The sequence below is a fragment of the Phenylobacterium sp. genome, from assembly GCF_031181185.1.
GTDB lineage: Bacteria > Pseudomonadota > Alphaproteobacteria > Caulobacterales > Caulobacteraceae > Phenylobacterium.
The window spans coordinates 25,264-44,549 of sequence record NZ_JAPSKZ010000007.1 but is presented as its reverse complement, the minus strand read 5'-3'; the positions used below and the strand labels follow the sequence as shown (position 1 = coordinate 44,549).

General features: G+C 70.4%; 20 protein-coding genes. 7 read left to right on the top strand and 13 right to left on the bottom strand.

Annotated elements, in window-relative coordinates; genetic code table 11:
- From RIF93_RS01750 to RIF93_RS01740, 3 genes are all read right to left on the bottom strand, one after another.
- A partial coding sequence (locus RIF93_RS01750; protein ID WP_309087833.1) for a DUF4167 domain-containing protein occupies positions 1 to 380 on the bottom strand: 380 nt, incomplete at its 3' end.
- A 245-nt stretch (positions 381 to 625) separates the two neighbouring features.
- A complete protein-coding gene (prmC, locus tag RIF93_RS01745) occupies positions 626 to 1,489 on the bottom strand; it encodes a peptide chain release factor N(5)-glutamine methyltransferase (RefSeq protein ID WP_309087831.1) in 864 nt (287 codons plus the stop codon).
- Positions 1,480 to 2,277: an MOSC domain-containing protein gene (locus RIF93_RS01740; RefSeq protein ID WP_309087829.1), complete on the bottom strand. Its 798-nt coding sequence runs from the start codon at positions 2,275 to 2,277 to the stop codon at positions 1,480 to 1,482. The genes prmC and RIF93_RS01740 overlap by 10 nt, the downstream gene beginning before the upstream one ends.
- A 106-nt stretch (positions 2,278 to 2,383) precedes the next feature.
- Here RIF93_RS01740 and RIF93_RS01735 point away from each other — a divergent pair, with 106 nt between their 5' ends.
- The gene (locus RIF93_RS01735) at positions 2,384 to 3,634 is read left to right on the top strand and encodes a YihY/virulence factor BrkB family protein (protein ID WP_309087827.1); all 1,251 of its coding nucleotides are present in this window, start codon (positions 2,384 to 2,386) and stop codon (positions 3,632 to 3,634) included.
- Here RIF93_RS01735 and RIF93_RS01730 read toward each other — a convergent pair.
- On the bottom strand, positions 3,631 to 4,299 hold the full coding sequence (locus RIF93_RS01730) for a DJ-1/PfpI family protein (protein ID WP_309087825.1): 669 nt from the start codon (positions 4,297 to 4,299) through the stop codon (positions 3,631 to 3,633). The two genes, RIF93_RS01735 and RIF93_RS01730, sit on opposite strands and share 4 nt — an antisense overlap.
- Before the next feature lie 125 nt (positions 4,300 to 4,424).
- Here RIF93_RS01730 and RIF93_RS01725 point away from each other — a divergent pair, with 125 nt between their 5' ends.
- Both RIF93_RS01725 and RIF93_RS01720 read left to right on the top strand, forming a co-directional pair.
- Positions 4,425 to 5,393: a DJ-1/PfpI family protein gene (locus RIF93_RS01725; RefSeq protein WP_309087823.1), complete on the top strand. Its 969-nt coding sequence runs from the start codon at positions 4,425 to 4,427 to the stop codon at positions 5,391 to 5,393.
- A gap of 83 nt (positions 5,394 to 5,476) precedes the next feature.
- Complete coding sequence (locus tag RIF93_RS01720; protein ID WP_309087821.1) at positions 5,477 to 6,301, top strand: 2OG-Fe(II) oxygenase; 825 nt, start codon at positions 5,477 to 5,479, stop codon at positions 6,299 to 6,301.
- Between the two features lie 4 nt (positions 6,302 to 6,305).
- Here RIF93_RS01720 and prfA read toward each other — a convergent pair whose 3' ends face one another.
- On the bottom strand, positions 6,306 to 7,382 hold the full coding sequence (gene prfA / locus RIF93_RS01715; protein ID WP_309087819.1) for a peptide chain release factor 1: 1,077 nt from the start codon (positions 7,380 to 7,382) through the stop codon (positions 6,306 to 6,308).
- A gap of 129 nt (positions 7,383 to 7,511) precedes the next feature.
- Here prfA and RIF93_RS01710 point away from each other — a divergent pair, with 129 nt between their 5' ends.
- Complete coding sequence (locus tag RIF93_RS01710; RefSeq protein WP_309087817.1) at positions 7,512 to 7,808, top strand: hypothetical protein; 297 nt, start codon at positions 7,512 to 7,514, stop codon at positions 7,806 to 7,808.
- An 83-nt stretch (positions 7,809 to 7,891) separates the two neighbouring features.
- Here RIF93_RS01710 and RIF93_RS01705 read toward each other — a convergent pair whose 3' ends face one another.
- Entirely contained in the window at positions 7,892 to 8,185 is a 294-nt protein-coding gene (locus RIF93_RS01705; RefSeq protein WP_309087815.1) for a hypothetical protein, read from the bottom strand.
- Between the two features lie 138 nt (positions 8,186 to 8,323).
- Entirely contained in the window at positions 8,324 to 9,103 is a 780-nt protein-coding gene (locus tag RIF93_RS01700) for a helix-turn-helix domain-containing protein (RefSeq protein WP_309087814.1), read from the bottom strand.
- A 145-nt stretch (positions 9,104 to 9,248) separates the two neighbouring features.
- On the opposite strand from RIF93_RS01700, the gene RIF93_RS01695 reads away from it, so the two are divergent.
- The gene (locus tag RIF93_RS01695) at positions 9,249 to 9,482 is read left to right on the top strand and encodes a DUF6894 family protein (protein ID WP_309087812.1); all 234 of its coding nucleotides are present in this window, start codon (positions 9,249 to 9,251) and stop codon (positions 9,480 to 9,482) included.
- Here RIF93_RS01695 and RIF93_RS01690 read toward each other — a convergent pair.
- The 4 genes from RIF93_RS01690 to ptsP form a co-directional block, all read right to left on the bottom strand.
- The gene (locus RIF93_RS01690; protein ID WP_309087810.1) at positions 9,479 to 10,213 is read right to left on the bottom strand and encodes a Crp/Fnr family transcriptional regulator; all 735 of its coding nucleotides are present in this window, start codon (positions 10,211 to 10,213) and stop codon (positions 9,479 to 9,481) included. The two genes, RIF93_RS01695 and RIF93_RS01690, sit on opposite strands and share 4 nt — an antisense overlap.
- Before the next feature lie 126 nt (positions 10,214 to 10,339).
- Positions 10,340 to 11,482 (bottom strand): flavodoxin-dependent (E)-4-hydroxy-3-methylbut-2-enyl-diphosphate synthase, encoded by a 1,143-nt coding sequence (gene ispG / locus RIF93_RS01685; RefSeq protein WP_309087808.1) that lies wholly within the window; start codon positions 11,480 to 11,482, stop codon positions 10,340 to 10,342.
- 48 nt (positions 11,483 to 11,530) lie between these two features.
- Complete coding sequence (locus RIF93_RS01680; protein ID WP_309087805.1) at positions 11,531 to 12,607, bottom strand: helix-turn-helix domain-containing protein; 1,077 nt, start codon at positions 12,605 to 12,607, stop codon at positions 11,531 to 11,533.
- 118 nt (positions 12,608 to 12,725) lie between these two features.
- Complete coding sequence (gene ptsP, locus RIF93_RS01675) at positions 12,726 to 14,990, bottom strand: phosphoenolpyruvate--protein phosphotransferase (protein WP_309087803.1); 2,265 nt, start codon at positions 14,988 to 14,990, stop codon at positions 12,726 to 12,728.
- A gap of 190 nt (positions 14,991 to 15,180) precedes the next feature.
- On the opposite strand from ptsP, the gene RIF93_RS01670 reads away from it, so the two are divergent.
- The gene (locus RIF93_RS01670; RefSeq protein ID WP_309087801.1) at positions 15,181 to 16,599 is read left to right on the top strand and encodes an MFS transporter; all 1,419 of its coding nucleotides are present in this window, start codon (positions 15,181 to 15,183) and stop codon (positions 16,597 to 16,599) included.
- On the opposite strand, the gene RIF93_RS01665 is transcribed toward RIF93_RS01670, so the two are convergent.
- Both RIF93_RS01665 and RIF93_RS01660 read right to left on the bottom strand, forming a co-directional pair.
- Positions 16,577 to 17,125, bottom strand: coding sequence for a GNAT family N-acetyltransferase (locus tag RIF93_RS01665; RefSeq protein ID WP_309087799.1), 549 nt, complete (start codon positions 17,123 to 17,125; stop codon positions 16,577 to 16,579). The genes RIF93_RS01670 and RIF93_RS01665 overlap by 23 nt on opposite strands.
- Positions 17,126 to 17,140: 15 nt before the next feature.
- Positions 17,141 to 18,388 carry an aspartate kinase gene (locus RIF93_RS01660; protein WP_309087797.1) on the bottom strand — a complete coding sequence of 416 codons (1,248 nt, stop codon included), beginning with the start codon at positions 18,386 to 18,388 and terminating at the stop codon, positions 17,141 to 17,143.
- A 122-nt stretch (positions 18,389 to 18,510) separates the two neighbouring features.
- Here RIF93_RS01660 and ubiG point away from each other — a divergent pair, with 122 nt between their 5' ends.
- The gene (ubiG, locus tag RIF93_RS01655; RefSeq protein WP_309087795.1) at positions 18,511 to 19,263 is read left to right on the top strand and encodes a bifunctional 2-polyprenyl-6-hydroxyphenol methylase/3-demethylubiquinol 3-O-methyltransferase UbiG; all 753 of its coding nucleotides are present in this window, start codon (positions 18,511 to 18,513) and stop codon (positions 19,261 to 19,263) included.
- Positions 19,264 to 19,286: the final 23 nt, after the last annotated feature.

The window sequence follows — 19,286 nt, the reverse complement described above, 5'->3', positions numbered from 1 at the left end:
TCGGTCTCGTCGGCGGCCTCGCTCTGGGCCTGGGCGCCTTCGTCCTCGAAGTCGATGTCGTAGCCTGAGGCGAACTGGTCGCGGCCGAGGATCTCGGCGGCGGGACGCTGGGGCTGGATGGCCCGCAGGAGCCGGAAGTAGTGCTCGGCGTGCTGCAGGTAGTTCTCGGCCAGGACCCGGTCGCCGGCCGACGTGGCGTCCCGCGCCAGCTGCTGGTACTTCTCGAAGACGTGCTGGGCGTTGCCGCGCACCTTCACGCCGTCAGGGCCGTTGGAATCGAAAGCGCGGTTGGCGTTGTGCTGCTGCGGCTTGCCGCCGCCTCCGCCGCCGCCGCCGCGGTTGCGCCCGCGCTGACGCTTCATACCCTTGAAATCTCTCATATTCGAAACCGTTCGGCTCTTCCCTGAGCGCCCTATCGGCGGCCTTGGCCTTCGGAAACGGGCGTCCGCCCGGTTCGAGTGTCGATGACGCTGTTTTTCCCCGTCTTCCGCCCGGAAGCTGTCAGCGTGAGCCTTTTGGAAAGCGTCGCGCCTGCCGGGAGCTGGCGGCCGTCCTTAGGTTGGACGCGTCTGCCTTTACACCGGCGATTTGGGTGGAGACATCCAACGATGTAGCGAGTCGGGCCCTAGTTTCCAAGGGCTTTCTTCGCACCCGCGACAACCCTGTCCCGGTCGGCGAGGTCGCGGATCGTGCGGACCTCCTCGGCGCCGGCGGCGCGGAACAGGCCCTCGACGGCCTCCTTCTGGTCGTAGCCGATCTCGACGGCGAAGCGGCCGCCGGGCTTCAGCACCCGCAGGATCTCAGGCGCGAGGATGCGGTAGGCGTCCAGACCGTCGGCCCCGCCTTCCAGCGCCAGGCGGGGCTCGAAGTCCTTCACTTCGGGCTCGAGCGTCTCCAGCACGTCCGACGCGATGTAGGGCGGATTGGAGACCACCAGGTCGAAGCCGTTGTCGGCCAGGCCGGCGGTCCAGTCGCCGCGCAACAGCGCGGTGCGGCCGGCGAGACCCAGCGAGGCGGCGTTGTCGCGGGCGACCGCCAGGGCCTCCTCCGAGGCGTCAATGCCGAGGCCCTTGGCGGCGGGGCGCTCGGCGAGGATGGCGAGCAGGATGGCCCCGGAGCCCACGCCCAGGTCCAGCACCGACCAGGCGGCGTGTTCGGGGAAGTCGCGGAGCACGGTCTCGACGACGGTCTCGGTGTCGGGCCGGGGCGTCAGCACGTCGGGCGTGACCCGCAGCATGATCTTCCAGAAGCCTTTGCGGCCCAGGATGTGGCTGACCGGCTCGCGCTTCTCGCGTCGGGCGAGGTAGTCGGCGAGGGTGGCCTCCTGCTCGGGCGTCAGCGGCCGGTAGGGATCGGTGACGATGTCGGTGCGGGTGGCCTCGGCGGCGGCCTCGACCAGCAGCCGGGCGTCGATCACCGGGCCGGTGAGGCCAGCCGCTTCCAGGCGCTGCTTGGCCTGGCTCCAGGCCTGGACGAGGTTCAGGCCCATTCCGGCGTCTCCACCGGGGTCTCGGCGGCGGGCGCGGTGACGGCGTCTCCCAGGCTGACGCGGCCGGCGGCCGTGACATGGACGTAGATGCCGCAGTTCATGTGGCCGTAGTTGTCGAACAGCGCCTTCACGACGTCCAGATCGCGTTGGGCGGTCGTCGGGTCCACGTGCGTGGCGGCGCAGCGGACGATCGGCTTGAAGACGTTGGCCTTGGCCCAGCCCGCCATCAGCGGCTTGCCGGTCCACTCGTTCTCGATCCAGGCGGGCCAGCCCTCGACATACAGGTTGGCGCGGAAACGCAGGGGGTCGAGCTCGACGCCCATCTTCTGCGACAGGTCGCGCACGCTCGCCAGGTTGACGATCGAGACCTCGCCGCGCGGATGGTCGGTGAAGCGGAAGGCGCCCGACGCCTCGACGATCCTGAGCGGACCGCGCGCCTCGTCGCCCAGGAGGTCGCTCAGCCAGGCGGTGAAGGCTGTGCGGCCGACCTCGGTCCTGAGCGAACCCGCGAAGTCAGGGGCGCCCTCGGCCTCGGCGTGCAGCACGCCCGTGGCCTCGTCATAGCGGGTGCGCGCGGCGGCGACCTTCGGGATGTTCATCAGGACCGTGAACTTCGTCTTCGGCAGGAAGGCCGGGGCCGCCGGATCGTAACCCGACGGGCCGTTCTCGACGGCGAAGATGCGGTCGCAGGCGACGCCGACGCCGGGCGCAAGCTCGACGTGCTCCAGGCGCTCAGGGGTGAAGCCCTTCACGGGATGGCGGTAGATCGCCGCAACATGTCCGGTCATGGGGCGCTTGTCGCCAGAACGCCCGCGGCTGGCAAGCCGCGCCGGCGGGAACGGCGGTTTCGCCGCGGTGTTCAGGCTCTGCTTGGGATGGAGGAGGCGAGACCCGTTGCCCGCCGCGGACGCCAGGAAGCCCGACCGGGGCAAGCCGACACTGGCGCGCGCGGCCGTGACGCTCGCGCCCTGGGCCGTGACGGCGGCCGTGGCGGCCGCCTGGCTCTCCACCCAGCCGAAGCGTCTCCCGCCGCCCCCGCCTGCGCCGCCGCCCGAAGCCCCGCCTCCGCCGCCGGGACTGAGCGAGACCCTGATCACCACGCCCGAGCACTTCGACGACCTGGAGCCGCGCCGCGGCCGGGCGGCGCCGGGTCCCCACGCCATCCCGTGGCTCGGCTGGAAGGACATCCTCTGGCGCACCTACCGGGAATTCCAGGTCGACAACCTGATGTCCGTGGCCGGCGGGATCACGTTCTTCACCCTGCTGGCCATCTTCCCGGCGCTGGGCGTGTTCGTGTCGCTGTACGGCCTGATCTCGGACGTCGAGGCAGTGCGCGAGCAGATGAGCCAGCTGTCGCTGGTCTTCCCACCCGACGTGGTGCGGATCATGGGCGAGCAGATGATCCGGCTCGCGACCGAGCGGGGCTTCAACCTCTCGGCGGCGTTCCTGATCAGCTTCGTCTTCTCGATCTGGACCGCCAACGCCGGGATGAAGGCGCTCTTCGAAGGACTGAACATCGCCTATGACGAGCGGGAGAAGCGCAACTTCTTCTACCGGACGGCGCTGACCTACGCCTTCACCTTCGCCTTCCTGACCTTCCTCACCGCGGTCACCGCGATCCTGGTGGCCCTGCCCATCGCCGTACGCGCCGCCGGGCTGCCGGAGTGGGTGCTGGCGGTGCGCTGGGTCCTCTTGTTCGCGGTGGTGGCGGGCTCGTTCGCCTTCGCCTACCGATACGGGCCCTGCCGCCGCCGGGCGCAGTGGACCTGGCTCTACCCCGGGGCGCTGTTCGCGGCCCTGGTCTGGATGGGCGGCTCGGCCGGCTTCTCCTGGTACATCAACAACGTCGCGCACCTGCAGGTGACCTACGGTTCGCTGGGCGCAGTGATCGCCTTCATGCTGTGGGTGTGGTTCTCGGTCGTGATCGTGCTGACCGGGGCCGAGCTGAACGCCGAGATCGAGCACCAGACGGCCGTGGATTCGACGGTCGGTCCGCCCAAGCCCATGGGCGAGCGCGGCGCGGCCATGGCCGACACCGTGGGCCTGCCCTTCATCGGCGTGCGCAAGGGCGCGCGGATGCTGTGGGGCGGCGCCCGACGGCAGGTCGGGAACCTGGTGCGCCGCAACCCGAAGGCCCGGCCTTAAGTCGCCTGCACCCGCTGGTGCTCCATGTACGCAGCGGTGCGGGCGGCCGTCTCCTCGCCGAAGTAGCGGCCGACGACGTGCAGGGCGAGGTCGATGCCGGAGGTGAGGCCGCCGGCCGTGGCGATGCGGCCGTTGTCGACAAACCGCAGACCGCGCTGCAGCTTCACCTTCGGGAACTCCTTCTCGAAGGAGTCCCAGAACTCATGGTGGGTGGTGGCGGTCAGCCCGTCCAGCAGGCCGGCGCGGCCGAGCTGGAAGGCGCCGGTGCAGATGCTGAGCGTCAGCTCCGCCTTCTCGCTGGCCGACTTCAGCCAGGCGAGGCTGGCGGCGGCGGATCGCTGGGCCGGCACCACGATGACGTTCGGCTGCGGCGCATCGGCGAGCGCATAGGTGGGCTTCACCACCAGCCCTCCCGTCATCCGCACCGGGTCGGCCGTCGGCGCCACCGTGAACAGTTCGAAGTGGGCCATGCGGCCGTCGACCGAGCCCATGGTGTCCTGGAACACCTCCCAGGGACCCGCGGTGTCGATGACGTTGGCGTTCTCGCCCAGCAGGAAGGCGACCTTGATCCCGTCGCGAGCGCGAAGGCGCTGGGCGGCGGCGGCGCTGCCCAGGGCGCCGGCGGCGGTGAGCGAGGCGCCCAGGATCAGCTTTCGGCGGTCCATGGCGGGGTCTCCTGTAAGCTTCGCCGCCACGGTAGCCTCGGCCTGGGCGTGGCCGACAGGACGCCCAGCGGTCAAATGCGGCCGTCGCGCTTGCCGGCGTCGGCCCACGCGGCGAAGCTCGGCGCATGACCCGGGTCATGATGCTGGCGTTCCCCGACGCCCAGGTGCTGGACGTCACCGGCCCGCTGGAGGTGTTCTCCCGCACGAGCCGCTGGTTGATCGAGGCCGGGCGGACCGCCGCGCCCGCCTACGAGATCGAACTGGTCGCCCGCCGGGCCGGGCCGCTGCGCACCTCGAGCGGGCTGGAGTTGACGGCGACGCGCGCGCTGGCCGACGCAGACCCCGCCGACATCCTGCTGGTCGCCGGCGGCATCGGCTGGGAGGCGGCGGCGGCCGAACCGGAGCTGCTGGCGGCGCTGAACGGCGCGGCGGCGCAGGCCGGCCGCGTGGGCTCCATCTGCACCGGCGCCCTGATCCTGGCGGCGGCCGGACTGCTGAAGGGGCGGCGGGTCACCACGCACTGGGCCTACTGCGACCGGCTGGCCCGGCTGGAGCCCAGCTGCGAGGTCGAGCCGGACGCCATCTTCGTGCAGGACGGCAGGCTGTTCACCTCGGCCGGCGTGACGACGGGCATGGACCTGGCGCTGGAACTGGTCGAGCAGGACTGGGGCAAGGCGGTGGCGGTGTCGGTGGCCCAGGAGCTGGTGATCTACCGCAAGCGCCCCGGCGGCCAGGCGCAGTTCAGCCGCTACCTCGAGGCCGAGCGGCGGCAGGACCGGCTGGGCGAGCTGCAGCTGTGGATCCTGGACCATCTCGAGGAAGACCTGCCGCTGGAGCGGCTGGCCCAGGTCGCGGGACTAAGCCCGCGCCACTTCTCGCGACGGTTCAAGGCCGAGCTGGGCGTCACGCCGGCGGCCTATGTGGCGCGGGTGCGGCTCGAGGAGGCGCGGCGGCGGCTGGAGAGCGGCGCGGCGAGCCTGAAGGACGTGGCCCGCACCTGCGGGTTCGCCGACGAGCAGAACCTGCGGCGGGCGTTCCGGCGGCAGATGGGAGTCGCGCCCAGCGCCTATCGCGAGCGGTTCGGCGGCGGATAGGCGCGGCCGGCCGGCCGGTGGACAGCGGCGCGAGGCGGCCCGTATGTTCCGGCGGCGCAACGCCCGCGCAGTCAGGTGTCCAGATGCTGAAGAAGTTGTTCTCGCGAGAACCCGTGGAGGCGGCGGTCCCAAGCGGTCCGGAGGCCTATTTCGGCCTGATGGCCCGCGGCCCGGCCTTCGGACAGGACGTGGAGAGCTGGGCCCAGGCGTACCAGGCGGCCGACCCGTTCCCGCACATCGTGCTGGACGACCTGTTCGAGCCGGCGACGCTGCGCCGGGTGACCGCCGAAATCCCGTCGCCGCTGGCGTCCACGTCGCTGTTCACCGCCGACGTGAAGCACCTGCAGGAGCGCAAGTTCGCCTGGCGCGACGTGCCGGCGCTGGGACCGGAGAGCACCCGGCTGATCGCGTTCCTGAATGGGAAGCCGTTCCTGGAATTCCTCAGCGCGCTGACGGGCATCCCGGGCCTGGTCCCCGATCCGTACATGTGGGGCGCGGGCTTCCACCAGATCCTGCGGGGCGGCAAGCTCGCCATCCACGCCGACTTCAACATCCATCCGGTGACGCAGCTGTACCGGCGCGTGAACCTGCTGCTGTACCTGAACGAAGGCTGGGAAGCGGACTGGGGCGGCGATCTCGAGCTCTGGAACGCCTCGATGGACGCCTGCGTCCAGAAGGTCTCGCCGCTCTTCAACCGCACCGTCATCTTCTCGACCACGGACGTGTCGTTCCACGGGCACCCGGAACCGATGACGTGCCCGGAGGACAAGGTGCGGCGCTCGCTGGCGCTCTACTACTACACCTACGAGCGGCTGCCCCACGATCCGCACTCGACGCTGTGGCGCGATCGGCCCGACGATGGCGGGGTGGTGCAGGCGGCGATGGACGACTTCTGGAAAAAGGCCTGAGGCTTCAGCCGAACTCGTCTTCCAGGGCCGCGAGGCGGGCGGCCTGGTCCTCGGCGATCAGCGGCTCGATGACGTCGTCGAGCGCCTCGCCCTCCATGATCTTGGGCAGGTTGTAGAGGGTCAGGTTGATCCGGTGGTCGGTCACCCGGCCTTGGGGGAAGTTGTAGGTGCGGATCCGCTCGGAGCGGTCACCCGAGCCCACCTGGCTCTTGCGGCTCTCGGACCGGGCGGCGTCGAGGGCCTCGCGCTGCATGTCGTACAGCTTGACCTTCAGCGCCTTCATCGCCCGGGCGCGGTTCTGGTGCTGCGACTTCTCGGAGGAAGTCACGACGATGCCGGTGGGCAGGTGGGTGATGCGGACCGCGGAGTCGGTCTTGTTGACGTGCTGGCCGCCGGCGCCGGACGAGCGGTAGGTGTCGATCCGGAGGTCCTGGTCGCGGATCTCGATCTCCACGTCCTCGGGCTCGGGCAGGATGGCGACCGTGGCGGCCGAGGTGTGGATGCGCCCCTGCGCCTCGGTCGCCGGCACGCGCTGGACCCGGTGGACGCCGCTTTCGAACTTCAGCCGGCCGAACACGCCCTCGCCGGTGATCGCGGCCACGATTTCCTTGTAGCCGCCGACCTCGCCCTCGGTGATGGAGTCGATCTCGACCCGCCAGCCGCGGCTCTGGGCGTAGCGCTGGTACATGCGGAAGAGGTCGCCTGCGAACAGGGCCGCCTCGTCGCCGCCGGTGCCGGCGCGGACTTCCAGGATGGCCGAGGCGTTCTCGTCCTTGTCCTTGGGCGCGAGCAGCAGGGCCACCTCGCGCTCGAGCTCGGGCAGGCGCTCCTTGAGCGCGGCCAGCTCCTCGCGGGCGAGGGCGGCCATCTCGGGATCGCCCGAGGCGGCCATCTCCTCCAGCTCGGGCGCCTCGGCGCGAACGCGCTCGAGAGCCTGGACCGCGTCGGCCACCGGCTTCAGCTCGGCGTGCTCCTTCGAAAGGCGGACGATCTCGGCGCCGTCCGTCGCCGCGCCCATGCGCGCCTCGATCTCGCGGAAACGGTCGAGAACCTGGTCGAGCCTGGCCTGGGGGAGTCGCAAAATCGTGCCTCAAATCCGGAGGGCGCCTGTCTAGCGGAGGCTCGGCCGGAAGCCAAACGGCGCCGTGGGCGCGGAACGGGGTTCCCTCCCGCCCGTTTGGGCCAGCGTGACCTTGAGGAGACTTTTGAAATGGCAACCGAACGAGTCACTGAGCGGAGCGACGGCCTGACGAACGAACGGGTCGTGGAGCGGGACGCGGGCGGCACGACCTACGTCGAGCGTCGCGGATCGGGCATGGGCGGCGTGATCATTGGGATCGCGGTGCTGGCCCTCGTCGCCATCGTGGCCTTCTTCCTGCTGCAGTCGAGCCGGAACGACGCCCTGCGCACCGAAGCCGTCTCGGGTGCGGCTTCCAGCGTGGCCGAGAGCGCCGGCAGCGCCGCCCAAAGCGTCGGCGATGCGGCCCAGAGCGTCGCGAACCAGTAACTGCGCGTCGGCTCCCGCTAGGGAGGCCGAAAGAAAAAAGCCCCGGCGAAAGGCCGGGGCTTTTGCGTGTCTGACGGGTGCGCCTAGACGCGGACGCCCGAGAGCGGGGCGTTGCCGAACGCGCCGAGCTTGACGTTGCCGCTCATCTTGTCGCCGTCGACCTTGGCCTCGAAGTCGAGCTGCATCGGCATGGGGCTGGTGATGTTGGCGCTCCAGGTGAGCGTGTCGCCGTTCACCTTGCCCTGGATCTCCTGGGAGCCCATGCGGCCCTCGGTCTTGCCGGTGAAGGTGTCGCCGCTGGTGGTGATCGTGGCGTTCACCTCCTGCGGGCCCATCGGCGTGTTGATGGTGATCTTCCAGTTGCCGTCCGCTGACATAAGTCCCTCCCAAGGAAATGGAGCGCCACCTAAGCGCGGATGGCTGGCGCCGGCAAGAGTGACGCGGGCGTCAACTTTCGCCGCTGAACCTAAGCTTCACCTCAGGGGTTGCGTGCGCAGCAAAGCTGGGAGGAAGCCCTAACGCGGGCCTGCGGCCAAGGTTGCGCAGTGCTGGCGGGCGCTGCTGGTCGCCGCCCCAGAGCGGGAGCCATAGGCGCAGACGCTGGCCAGCTGTTCGGGGTCGGGAAGGGCGACGTGGCCCGGCCGGTAGTTGACGAGGCCGTCCCTGCGCAGCTGCTGCAGCGTGCGGTTCACGTGCACCACGCTGAGGCCCAGCATGTCGGCGAAGGTCTCCTGGGTGAGCGGCAGGTGAAAGCTGCCTGCGCCGGCGAGCCCGACCCGCGCCAGCCGCTCGCGCAGTTCCAGCAGCAGATGGCCCACCCGCTCGTAGGCGGTCAGTCGGCCGAGGCGGACCATGTGGTCGGCGCGGCGCTTCTCCTCCTCATTCTGGGCCATCGTCCAGGCCAGCCGCCAGGCGTCGAAACGTGGCGAGGGGTCGCGCAGGGCGACGTGCAGGGCCGAAGCGCCCATGGTCGTCGCAGCGGTCAGCGCGATCACGTCGCAGTGTTGCGGCGACCACTCCGCGCCGAACAGGTCGCCGGGCAGCCGCAAAGCGGTGATCTGCCGACGCCCGTCCCGCAGGGTGCGCGCTTCGGCGACAATGCCGGAAGCGACGAGCCGCAGCCCGGGAACGCCGACGCCCGGGCGGGAGATTTCGGACGCCGGAGGGTGTGAGTGGGCTTCGGCCGTCGGCTGGCCAAAGTGGGCGACGTCATCCGGGCGCAGCTGTTGATCTATGCTGAACCTGCGCAGAAGAAGCTCTACCGGCGCGATGACCGGACGTAGCGCGCTGATCACGTCAGACCTCCCGTCTGATAACGTGATAGCTGACCAACCTCCCCGGCCTATATCTCATGGGTTAAGTTCAAAGCGCTCCACAACCTCAGATTCCGCTCCGGATTAACCGGCTGGAACTGGAACTTGCCGCCCGGTTTCAGTGAGGGTGACCAGGTTCTACTTCCACTCCACGGGCGCCTTCGCCTACCGCGACGAAGAAGGCGTCGAGCTTGCGGATGCGCCGGCCGCCGAGGCGGAGGCCCTGCGCGTCCTGGGCGAGCTGCTGAAGGACGCGCCGGCCTCGCTCTCGAGAATGGGGTCGCTCGAACTGGAGGTGACCGACGCCGGCGGACACCGGATCTTCAGCCTGCAGGTGACAGCGCGGCGGACCGGTTGTTAGGCGGCCTCTAGATAGAGATAGCCGGCGTTGAACGCGCAGAACGCCGCAAGGCCGCGGGCGTCGAGCACTTCGATCGCCGATCGCGATGCGCCGAGGAGATGCCGCTCGCGCAGTTCTTTCAGCACGCGGTTCACATGTACGGGCGAAAGCCCCAGGGCGTCGGCCAGTTGGATCTGCTTCAGCGGCAGGGCCGCGGCGTGTTCCGCAAGTCCAACCGAAACGAAACGCTCGGCCGTTTCGCTGACCAGGTGGGCCAGCCGTGCGGACGCCTCGCGCCGGCCCAGGCCGAAGAGCCATTCGCGATAGATCGCAGCATCGACGAGCGTCTCGCGCCAGAACGCAGCGGCGAGCGCGGGCCGAGCCTCCATGAGCTCAATCAGGTGGGCATGCGCGATAGACGCGACGAGGCTGGGCCGCAGAACCGCCAGCCCATGGTCCATCGCCTCGACATGCAGGCTCTGGAGGTCCGGCATGTCGCCAGGCACGTGCAACGAGAGGATCTGCCGGCGCCCATCCGGCGCCAGCTTGTACCGGCAGGCGAAGCCCTCGAGCAGCACCGTGCAATGGTTGGGCCGCTCGCCATGGGCGACGATGTCCCTGTCGGCGGCGACGGATCGCACCGTCACCGGCAGCGCGAGCAACGCGGACCTGTCTTCGTCGGAAAGGGCGGTGTTCGCCGCAAGCTTGCTCAGCAGGCGGCTATGGCCCGGCTGGTGGCCCAATGTCTGCATGCTTGTCTCCCGAGAAGGGCGGGAGCACACAAAGTCTCTCAGCCGCGGCGGCCCGAAATCCCCGCGATGGCTCCAAGATCGCACGGCCGGCGCCGCCAAGCCGCAAACATATGTTAAGGGCGGGCGTTATTCCGCCGCCTGCAAAGGCGCCGCCTTCGCCGCCTCGATCTCGGCGGCCTTGGTCTCGACCAGTTGGACGATGTGGTCGACCATCCGGTCGTTGTCCATCTTGTGGTCCGGCCGGCCGGCCACATAGACCATGCCCGACCCCTTGCCGCCGCCGGTGAAGCCGATGTCGGTCATCAGGGCCTCGCCCGGGCCGTTCACCACGCAGCCGATGATCGACAGGCTCATCGAGGTGGAGATGTGCGCCAGCCGCTGCTCCAGCTTCTCCACCGTCTCGATGACGTTGAAGCCCTGCCGGGCGCAGGAGGGGCAGGCGATGATGTTCACGCCCCGGTGGCGCAGGCCCAGCGACTTGAGGATGTCGAAGCCGACCTTGATCTCTTCGACTGGATCGGCGGCGAGGCTGACGCGGATGGTGTCTCCGATGCCGGCCCACAGCAGCGAGCCGATGCCGATCGCCGACTTGACAGTGCCGGTGCGCAGGGCGCCGGCCTCGGTCACCCCCAGGTGCAGCGGGCAGTCGATGGCCTCGGCCAGTTGCTGGTAGGCGGCCACCGTCATGAACGGATCGGACGCCTTCACGCTGATCTTGAACTCGTGGAAGTCGTGGTCCTGCAGGATGCGCGCGTGGTTCAGCGCGCTCTCGACCATGGCCTCGGGACAGGGCTCGCCATAGCGCTCCAGAAGCTCGCGTTCCAGCGAACCGGCGTTGACGCCAATGCGCATCGAACAGCCGTGGTCGCGGGCCGCCTGGATGACTTCCCGCACCCGGTCCGGGCTGCCGATGTTGCCCGGGTTGATCCGCAGGCAGGCCGCGCCGGCCTGGGCCGCCTCGATCCCGCGGCGGTAGTGGAAGTGGATGTCGGCCACCAGCGGGACCTTGGCCGCCTTGGCGATGGTCTTGAAGGCCGCGGTGGAGTCCTCGTCCGGGCAGGAGACGCGGACGATGTCGGCGCCGGCCTCTTCGAGCTGGCGGATCTGCGCGATCGTCGCCTGGGCGTCGGCGGTGACCGTGTTGGTCATCGACTGAACGGTGATGGGCGCATCGCCGCCGACCTCGACCGAACCAACGCGGATCTTCCGCGAGGGGCGGCGGTGGATCGCCCGCCAGGGCCGGTGGTGGTTCGGGTCTTGCGCGCTCATGTGCGGCGGAAAATAGGGCTTTCGGCCCGGGAGCGAAAGCGCGGCGCGTCAGCCGGCGGGCGGACGCGGCGTCGCGGGCGCAGGCGCCTGGGCGGCGGGCGGCGGCGCGGCGGGGCGCGCAGCGGTGACCACCGGGGCGGCGACCGGCGCGCCGGCGAGCTTCGAGGCCAGCACCTGCCGGGCCGGCAGGACGCCCTTGGACTGCCCGCCCACGAACACCTGGAAGTCGTAGGGTACGGAGACGTCGATGGTGAGGCCCGCGACGTTCGGCACGCGATAGGCCTCGCCGGGCGCCAGCTGGCGGGCGAAATAGACCGAGCCGTCCGTCCCGCGGATGACCAAGCCCGCGCCCTCCAGGGCCTGGATGGTGACGGGGCCGGGATTGCCGCTGTCGTAGACCTTGCCCTTGGGCTTGAAGGTCGGCGGCAGGGTCGCGACGTCGATCGGCAGGTCCTCAGGCAGTTCGTTGATGTTGGCCGGCGGGGCCATATTGCCCTTGCCGTCGGGACCCGCCTCGGCCAGGCCGGGGGTTTCGTAGAGCGGCGGGGTGGTGGATTCCACCGGGGCCGGCAGCGGCTCGCCGAGAGTCACCGGCCCCGCCTTCTCAGCCGCCAGCAGCTTCCACGCGATGTCTTCCGAGGCCTTGGGCGGCGGCGGGGCGCTGGCGTTCATCGCCCGCTGGGCGACGTTCCAGAGCACGATGGCGAGCACGATGACGACGGCGCCGGCGATGAACGCGGCGACCCGCGGGTCGCGTTCGTCGGGCACGCCGATCGGCGCGCGCAGAGGCTCGTCCAGGACGGGCTCGTCCGATTTGAAGCGCTCGACCGCGGCCTCGGGATCCAGACCGAGCGCCAAGGCGTAGGCCCGGAGGTAGCCGATGGTGAACGGCCGCGAGGGCAGGGCGTCCAGCCGCATCTCCTCGAGGGCCTCGAGGTAGGAGCGGCGCACGCGGGTCTTTTCGGCCAGTTCGTCGAGCGTCAGCCCGCGCTCCTGGCGAATGGCCCTGAGGGCCTCGCCGATCGTGGCGTGGGCGTGCAACGGATCGCCGGGCGGCATGTCGGTCAGGGCGCGCTCGCTTCCCTCGGCCTGAAGCTCGGTGGACCCGGCCGTATCCAGCGGCATGTCGGCTCCCGCTCGCGGCTTTCGCCGGCTCTCGATTTTGATGACTCGGGCAGAGCGTCGCACGCGTTTCTGATACCGCCAATGCGTTGTTCGGTCACGTCCGCAGCGCCGGCGCGCCTCAGACCGCCAGGTACAGTTTGCGCGCCAGGGTTTCGATCTCGTTGCGCACCGAGCCGGCATTGGACTTCAGCAGCGCCGAGACGCCGCGGCGAGCCGCCTCGCGGTCGCAGGACAGCACCATCTGCTTCACCGGCCCGACACCGGCGGGCGGCATCGACAGCCGCTCGAAGCCGAGGGCCACCAGGGTGAAGGCCTCCAGCGGCCGGCCCGCCATCTCGCCGCAGACGCTGACCTGGGTGCCGGTTTCGGCGCAGGCCCGCTGGATCGCCTCCAGCGCCCGCAGCGCCGGCGGCGACAGAGGGTCGTAGCGCTCGGCGACGCGCGGGTTCCCCCGGTCGGCGGCGAACAGGTACTGCATCAGGTCGTTGGTGCCGACGCTGACGAAGTCGGTCATCGGCAGCAGGGCGTCCAGGTGCCAGATCAGCGACGGCGCCTCGACCATCGCGCCGACGTCCAGACGCGAGGGCGCCGGACGGCCGCGGCGCAGCGCCCAGGCGATCTCGGTGTCCACCAGCGCGCGGGCGGCGCGGAACTCGTCGCAGCTGGCCACCAGCGGGAACATGATCCTGAGCGGCCGGCCTTGCGCGGCCGCGATCAGCGCCCGCAGCTGCAGGCGCAGCAGGGCGGGGCGGTCCAGGCCCATGCGGATGGCCCGCCAGCCCAGGGCCGGGTTGTCCTCGCGCTCGGCCTCCAGGTACGGCAGCACCTTGTCGCCGCCGAGATCCAGGGTGCGGAAGGTGACCGGCTTGTCGCCGGCGGCGTCCATCACCCGGGCGTACAGCGCGGCCTGGGCGTTGAAGCGGGGCATCTCCTCCGAGACCATGAACTGGAACTCGGTGCGGAAGAGGCCGATGCCCTCGGCGCCCGCCTCGGCCATGCTCTCGAGGTCGACATCGAGGCCGGCGTTCATCAGCAGGGTGATCTTCACGCCGTCGCGGGTGAAGGCGGGCGTGTCGCGCAGCTTGGCGAACTCGGCCTGCCGCTGCCGGCGCACGTCCATCCGGGCCTGGATCGCCTTCACCACGTCCGTGCGCGGGCGCAGGTAGGCCTCGCCCGTCTCGGCGTCGACGACGACGCTGTCGCCTTCCGAGACGCGGTCGCGCAGCCCCTGCAGGCGGCCGACGCAGGGGATGTCCAGCGCGCGCGCCACGATCGCGGCGTGGCTGGCCGGCGAGCCTTCTTCCAAGAGCAGGCCGCGCAGCTTGGTGCGGTCGTATTCCAGGAGGTCGGCGGGGCCCAGGTTCCGCGCGATCAGGATGGCGTTCTCGGGCAGCTCGCGGGCCACGTGCCCATCGCCGGCGAGGTGGCGCAGCAGGCGGTCGTTGAGGTCCTCCAGGTCGTGCAGCCGCTCGCGCAGATAGGGGTCGCGGGCCTGGCCCAGGCGGGCGCGGTGCTCGGAGCGGACGCGCTCGACCGCGGCCTCGGCGGTCAGGCCGTTCTTCACCGCGTCCTCGAGGCTGCGGTTCCAGCCCCGGTCGTGGGCGAACATCCGGTAGGTCTCGAGCACCTCGTACGAGGCGTCGACCAGGCCGTGCTGGCCTTCCAGCATCTGGTCGATCTGCTGCTTCAGGGCGGCCAGCGCGGAGGCCAGGCGAGCCTCTTCGGCGGCCACGTCGTCGGAGAGCAGCTGGGAGGGCGCCACCGGCGGCTCGTGCAGGACGGCGACGCCGTAGGCCAGGCCGTCCGAGAACTTGGAGCCCTTCACCCGGTCGGGACGGCGGGGCGCGATCTCGACGCCCTTCATCTCCTCGACCCCGATCAGCTCGCCCGAGGCCACCATCTCGGCCAGGACCATGGCGATGATCTGCAGGTCCTCGACCTCGTCCTCGGTGTAGACGCGGGCGGTGCGGTTCTGGACGACGAGGACGCCGATGGCGCGGCCGCCGCGCAGCAGCGGCACGCCCAGGAAGGCGTGGTAGGGGTCTTCGCCGGTTTCCGGGCGATACGAGAACGCCGGGTGCTCGGGGGCGTCAGCCAGGTTCAGCGGTCGGCCGGCCTTCATGATCTCGCCGACCAGGCCTTCGCCCGGCTTCATGCGGGTGACGTGGACGGCGCTGGGGTCGAGGCCCTCGGTGGCGAACAGCTCCATCTCGCCCGTCGCCCGGCGCAGGTAGATCGAGCAGACCTCGGCCACCATCGAGCGGGCGATGATGCGCACGACCATGTCGAGGCGCGCCTGCGCCGGGCCGCCGCCCGCCAGCGCCTCGCGGATCTGCCGAAGCAGGCTCCGCTGTCCTCGTATGGCCACGCCAGAAACCGCCATCGCGGCGCTCGTCCTCCCTGTCCCAGAGGCGCTGACTAACAGCTTTATCTTTCCGTTCCGAGACGGGAAGAGCTGTTTGCGACGAGAGCGCGCCCTGCCGCCTAGATAGGCGCCCGGACGGCGAAGCGTAGCCGCCGCGGTCGACAAAGCCTATGTGAGGCGCCCGTTTTCCTGTCGAACCGAGGGCGCTGTGGCTGCAGCCGAACAGACCGACGAGGGCCGCACCGGCTGGGCCGACCTGCTGGGCGGGGGCCGGCTGCCGCAGTTCGCGCTGATCTGCCTGGGTGTCTGGCTGAACGCGGCCGACGCGCTGGTGACCGCCACCATCATGCCGAGCGTCGGCGCTGACCTCGGCGGCTACGCTTATTTCAGCTGGGCGACGGCGGGTTTCCTGGTGGGCGCCATCATGGCCGGCGCCAGCGCCGGACGCCTCTCTGAACTGTTCGGCCTGCGCAGCGCCACCGCGCTGGCGGGGCTGGTGATGCTGGTCGGCTGCGTGATGAGCGCCGCGGCGCCGAACGTGGCGGTCTTCCTGGCCGGACGGCTGGTGCAGGGCCTGGGCTCGGGCTGGATCTCGGGCTTCGCCATGGTCGCCATCGCGCTGCTGTTCCCCGAGCGCCACCTGGCCCGCGTGTTCGCCAGCGTCACCTTCATCTGGGGCGTCGCCACCCTGCTGGGCCCGCTGTTCGGCGGCGTGGTGGTCGAGCACGGCCACTGGCGCGACGTGTTCTGGCTGTTCGTGGCCCAGTCGGCGGTGTTCAGCGTGGCCGCCCTCGTGCTCTTGAAGAAGCAGGGCGCGGCCGCCGGCGGGCCCGGCATCCCGTGGGCGCAGCTGGGCGTGCTCGGCCTGGGCGTCGCCGCCATCGCAGTGGCCGACGTGGTGCACGTCCCGTCGATGTCCGTCGGCCTGGTGATCGTCGGGCTGGCGATCCTGGCGCTTGTCGTAAAGATCGATCACCGGGCGAGGGTCCGGCTGCTGCCGCATCGCGCCGGAGACCTGCGGACCGTCTGCGGCTCGGGCTATTTCGCCATGTTCGCGCTCACCGCCGCCTCCATGGGCTATGCGATCTATGGTCCGCCGATCCTGCAGCAGCTCTGGGGCTTCTCGCCCCTGTGGGCCGGCTACGCCATCGGGGCGGAGTCGCTGGCCTGGACGTTGTCGGCGCTGGCGGTGGCCGGCGCGACCGGCGTGTGGGACGCCCGCTGGACGCGGTTCGGCGCCGTGCTTCTGGTGGTGAGCCTGGCGATCCTGCCGCTGACGCTGGCCGACGGGCCGCTGGTCCTCGCCATCTTTGGCGGGGCGCTGATGGGCGCGGCCTTCGGCTTCTCCTGGGCGTTCATGAGTCGCCGTGTGCTGGCGGCGCTGTCGGAGGAGGACCGGGCGATCGGCTCCTCGGCGATCATGGCCGTGCGGCAGGCCGGCGCCGCGGCGGGCGCCACGATCTCGGGCGTCGCGGCCAACCTCTCGGGGTTCTCGGCAGGCCTGAGCGACGCAAGCGCGCGGGCCGCCTCCGTCTGGGTGTTCGTCGCGGTGATCCCGTTGGCGGTGGCCGGCGCCTGGGCGGCGTTCCGGCTGACCGGATCGGCTAGAGCCGCTTCGCCATCATGATGTCGGGCCGGCCCGGGCCGTTGGCGTCCGGGATCAAGCCCACAACCTCGTAGCCGAGCCGGCGGTAGAAGCCGCTGGCGTGGTCGCCTGTCGATCTCAGCGTCGCGATCTTGCCGGCGACATCGGGGAACAGCGCCTGGCCGAAGAGGTTAGTGCCGCCGTAGTCGTCGTCGGTTCCGAGGTAGAGGGTCAGCACGCCCTGGGCCTTCACCCGCGCCTCGAGCGCGGCGGTCAGGGCGGCGCCCACGCCCCGCCGCTGGTGCGCCGGATCGACCACCAGCGGGTGCAGCTCCCAGGCGTGGGAATAGCTCTCGATCACGCCGATCCAGCCCAGCACGACCTCACCGTCGACGGCCGCCAGCGCGGCCCGCTCGGGATCGTCGAGGAAGGTCTGCACCTCGGCTTCGGCTTCGCCAGGTTCGTTGTAGGCGCTGGGCATGTGCGCCAGCGCCTCGCGCAGGATACGGGCGGCGTCCGCCCGTTGGGCGGTCGTGAGTTCCTTGACGTCGACGATGCGCGGAGCCATGGCCCCGCTAGATAGTCAGAGCTGGTCGAGACCGTAAGCGGCGTGCAGGGCGCGGACGGCGAGTTCCGTGTAGGCGGCGTCGATCAGCACGCTGATCTTGATCTCGGACGTCGAGATCACCTGGATGTTCACGCCCTTGTCGGCCAGCGCCTTGAACATCGACTTCGCCACGCCCGCGTGGCTGCGCATGCCGACCCCAATGACCGAGACCTTGGCCACGTCCTCGTCGACGCGGACATCCTCGAAGCCCACCTGCGGCTGCACCGCACGGATGATCTCCACCGCGCGCTGGGCGTCCCGGCGGCCGACGGTGAACTCCATGTTGGCGGTGTCGGCGGTGCGCGCGTGGCTTTGGACGATCATGTCCACGTTCACGTTCGCATCGGCAAGCGCGCCGAAGATGGTGGACGACACGCCGGGATGGTCCGGCAGGCCGAAGAGGCTGATCTTCGCCTCGTCGCGGCTGTAGGCCACGCCGCTCACGATCCGCTTCTCCACGATCTCCTCCTCGTCGCACACGATGGTGCCCTGGCCGGGCGCCTCGCCAGGCTCGACAAAACTGGAAAGCACCCGGACGGGCACATGGTAGGCCATGGCGAGCTCGACCGAGCGGGTCTGCAGGACCTTGGCGCCCAGCGAGGCCATCTCGAGCATCTCCTCGTAGGAGATCTTCGCGAGCTTTCTGGCCTTGGCTTCGATGCGCGGATCGGTGGTGTAGACCCCGTCCACGTCGGTGTAGATGTCGCAGGCGGCGCCGAGCGCGGCGGCCACGGCCACGGCGCTGGTGTCCGAGCCGCCGCGGCCCAGGGTGGCGATGCGGCCGTCGCGGGTCACGCCCTGGAAGCCCGCGATCACCGCCACCTGGCCGTCGTCGAGGGCGGCCGCCAGCTTCTCGGGCGGGATCTCGTCGATGCGGGCCTTGCCGTGGGCGTCGTCGGCGATGATCGGCACCTGCCAGCCAAGCCACGACTGGGCGCGCACGCCCATGTTGCGCAGCGTCATGGCCAGGAGCCCGGCGGTCACCTGTTCGCCCGAGGCCACCACCACGTCGTATTCGTCGTCCGAGGCTTCGATGCCCTGGGCGGCCGCGCCGGCCCCGTCGGTCCAGGCGACCAGCTCGTTGGTCTTGCCCGCCATGGCCGAGACCACGACGGCCACCTGGTGGCCCGCTTCCACCTCGGCGGCCACCAGCCGCGCCACGCGCCGGATGCGCTCCAGGTCGGCCACCGACGTGCCGCCGAATTTCATGACCAGCCGGGACATGCGCCTGCGCCCGTCGCCCCCGTTTGTGCGCTGCGGAATGGAGGGGCCTTCTAGCGGCGGTTCCGGGGCCTCGCAACGGCAAGAGTCTTCCGCTGGACCCGGCGGCGGCGGTAGAAGGGGGCATGACTTCCCAAACCGGCGCCCGTTCGAGCATCGATCCTGCCGAGGTCGAGCGGTTCTCGCGCATCGCCGCCGAGTGGTGGGACCCGAACGGGAAATTTGCGCCGCTGCACAAATTCAACCCGGTGCGGCTGGCCTTCATCCGCGACCATGCGCTCTACCGCTTCGGCCGCGACGGAAGCCTCAGGCGGCCGTTCGAAGGCCTGCGCCTGCTGGACATCGGCTGCGGCGGCGGCCTGCTGTCCGAGCCCATGGCTCGGCTGGGCTTCTCGGTCACCGCCGTGGACGCCTCCGAGCGCAACATCGCCACGGCCAGCACGCACGCGGCCGAGCAGGGGCTTTCCATCGACTATCGCTGCTCGACGGCCGAGGCCCTGCTCGAGGCGGGCGAGCCGCCCTTCGACGTGATCCTCAACATGGAGGTGATCGAGCACGTCGCCGATCCCGGCGAGTACCTGCGCAGCTGCGCGAGGCTGCTGAAGCCCGGCGGGCTGATGATCGTCGCCACCCTGAACCGCACGCTGAAGGCCATGGCCCTGGCGGTGGTCGGCGCCGAATACATCCTGCGCTGGCTGCCGCCCGGCACCCACGACTGGAAGAAGTTCCTGAAGCCAGACGAGATCCGCGGCTTCCTGGCCGGCGAGCCGGTGACCGTGGACGGACCCTATGGGGTGGTGTTCAATCCCCTGACCGGCCGATGGAGCGAGTCTGTCGACACGGACGTGAACTACATGATGACGGTGGTCCGCCAATAGCCTGGGCGGGCGGCCTCACGGCG

Excerpts from the sequence above, each read along its gene's own strand:
- prmC (WP_309087831.1), bottom strand. The coding sequence starts at position 1,489 with ATGGGCCTGAACCTCGTCCAGGCCTGGAGCCAGGCCAAGCAGCGCCTG.
- RIF93_RS01740 (WP_309087829.1), bottom strand. The coding sequence starts at position 2,277 with ATGACCGGACATGTTGCGGCGATCTACCGCCATCCCGTGAAGGGCTTC.
- RIF93_RS01730 (WP_309087825.1), bottom strand. The coding sequence starts at position 4,299 with ATGGACCGCCGAAAGCTGATCCTGGGCGCCTCGCTCACCGCCGCCGGC.
- RIF93_RS01725 (WP_309087823.1), top strand. The coding sequence starts at position 4,425 with ATGACCCGGGTCATGATGCTGGCGTTCCCCGACGCCCAGGTGCTGGAC.
- RIF93_RS01720 (WP_309087821.1), top strand. The coding sequence starts at position 5,477 with ATGCTGAAGAAGTTGTTCTCGCGAGAACCCGTGGAGGCGGCGGTCCCA.
- RIF93_RS01710 (WP_309087817.1), top strand. The coding sequence starts at position 7,512 with ATGGCAACCGAACGAGTCACTGAGCGGAGCGACGGCCTGACGAACGAA.
- RIF93_RS01705 (WP_309087815.1), bottom strand. The coding sequence starts at position 8,185 with ATGTCAGCGGACGGCAACTGGAAGATCACCATCAACACGCCGATGGGC.
- RIF93_RS01690 (WP_309087810.1), bottom strand. The coding sequence starts at position 10,213 with ATGCAGACATTGGGCCACCAGCCGGGCCATAGCCGCCTGCTGAGCAAG.
- ispG (WP_309087808.1), bottom strand. The coding sequence starts at position 11,482 with ATGAGCGCGCAAGACCCGAACCACCACCGGCCCTGGCGGGCGATCCAC.
- RIF93_RS01680 (WP_309087805.1), bottom strand. The coding sequence starts at position 12,607 with ATGCCGCTGGATACGGCCGGGTCCACCGAGCTTCAGGCCGAGGGAAGC.
- ptsP (WP_309087803.1), bottom strand. The coding sequence starts at position 14,990 with ATGGCGGTTTCTGGCGTGGCCATACGAGGACAGCGGAGCCTGCTTCGG.
- RIF93_RS01665 (WP_309087799.1), bottom strand. The coding sequence starts at position 17,125 with ATGGCTCCGCGCATCGTCGACGTCAAGGAACTCACGACCGCCCAACGG.
- RIF93_RS01660 (WP_309087797.1), bottom strand. The coding sequence starts at position 18,388 with ATGTCCCGGCTGGTCATGAAATTCGGCGGCACGTCGGTGGCCGACCTG.
- ubiG (WP_309087795.1), top strand. The coding sequence starts at position 18,511 with ATGACTTCCCAAACCGGCGCCCGTTCGAGCATCGATCCTGCCGAGGTC.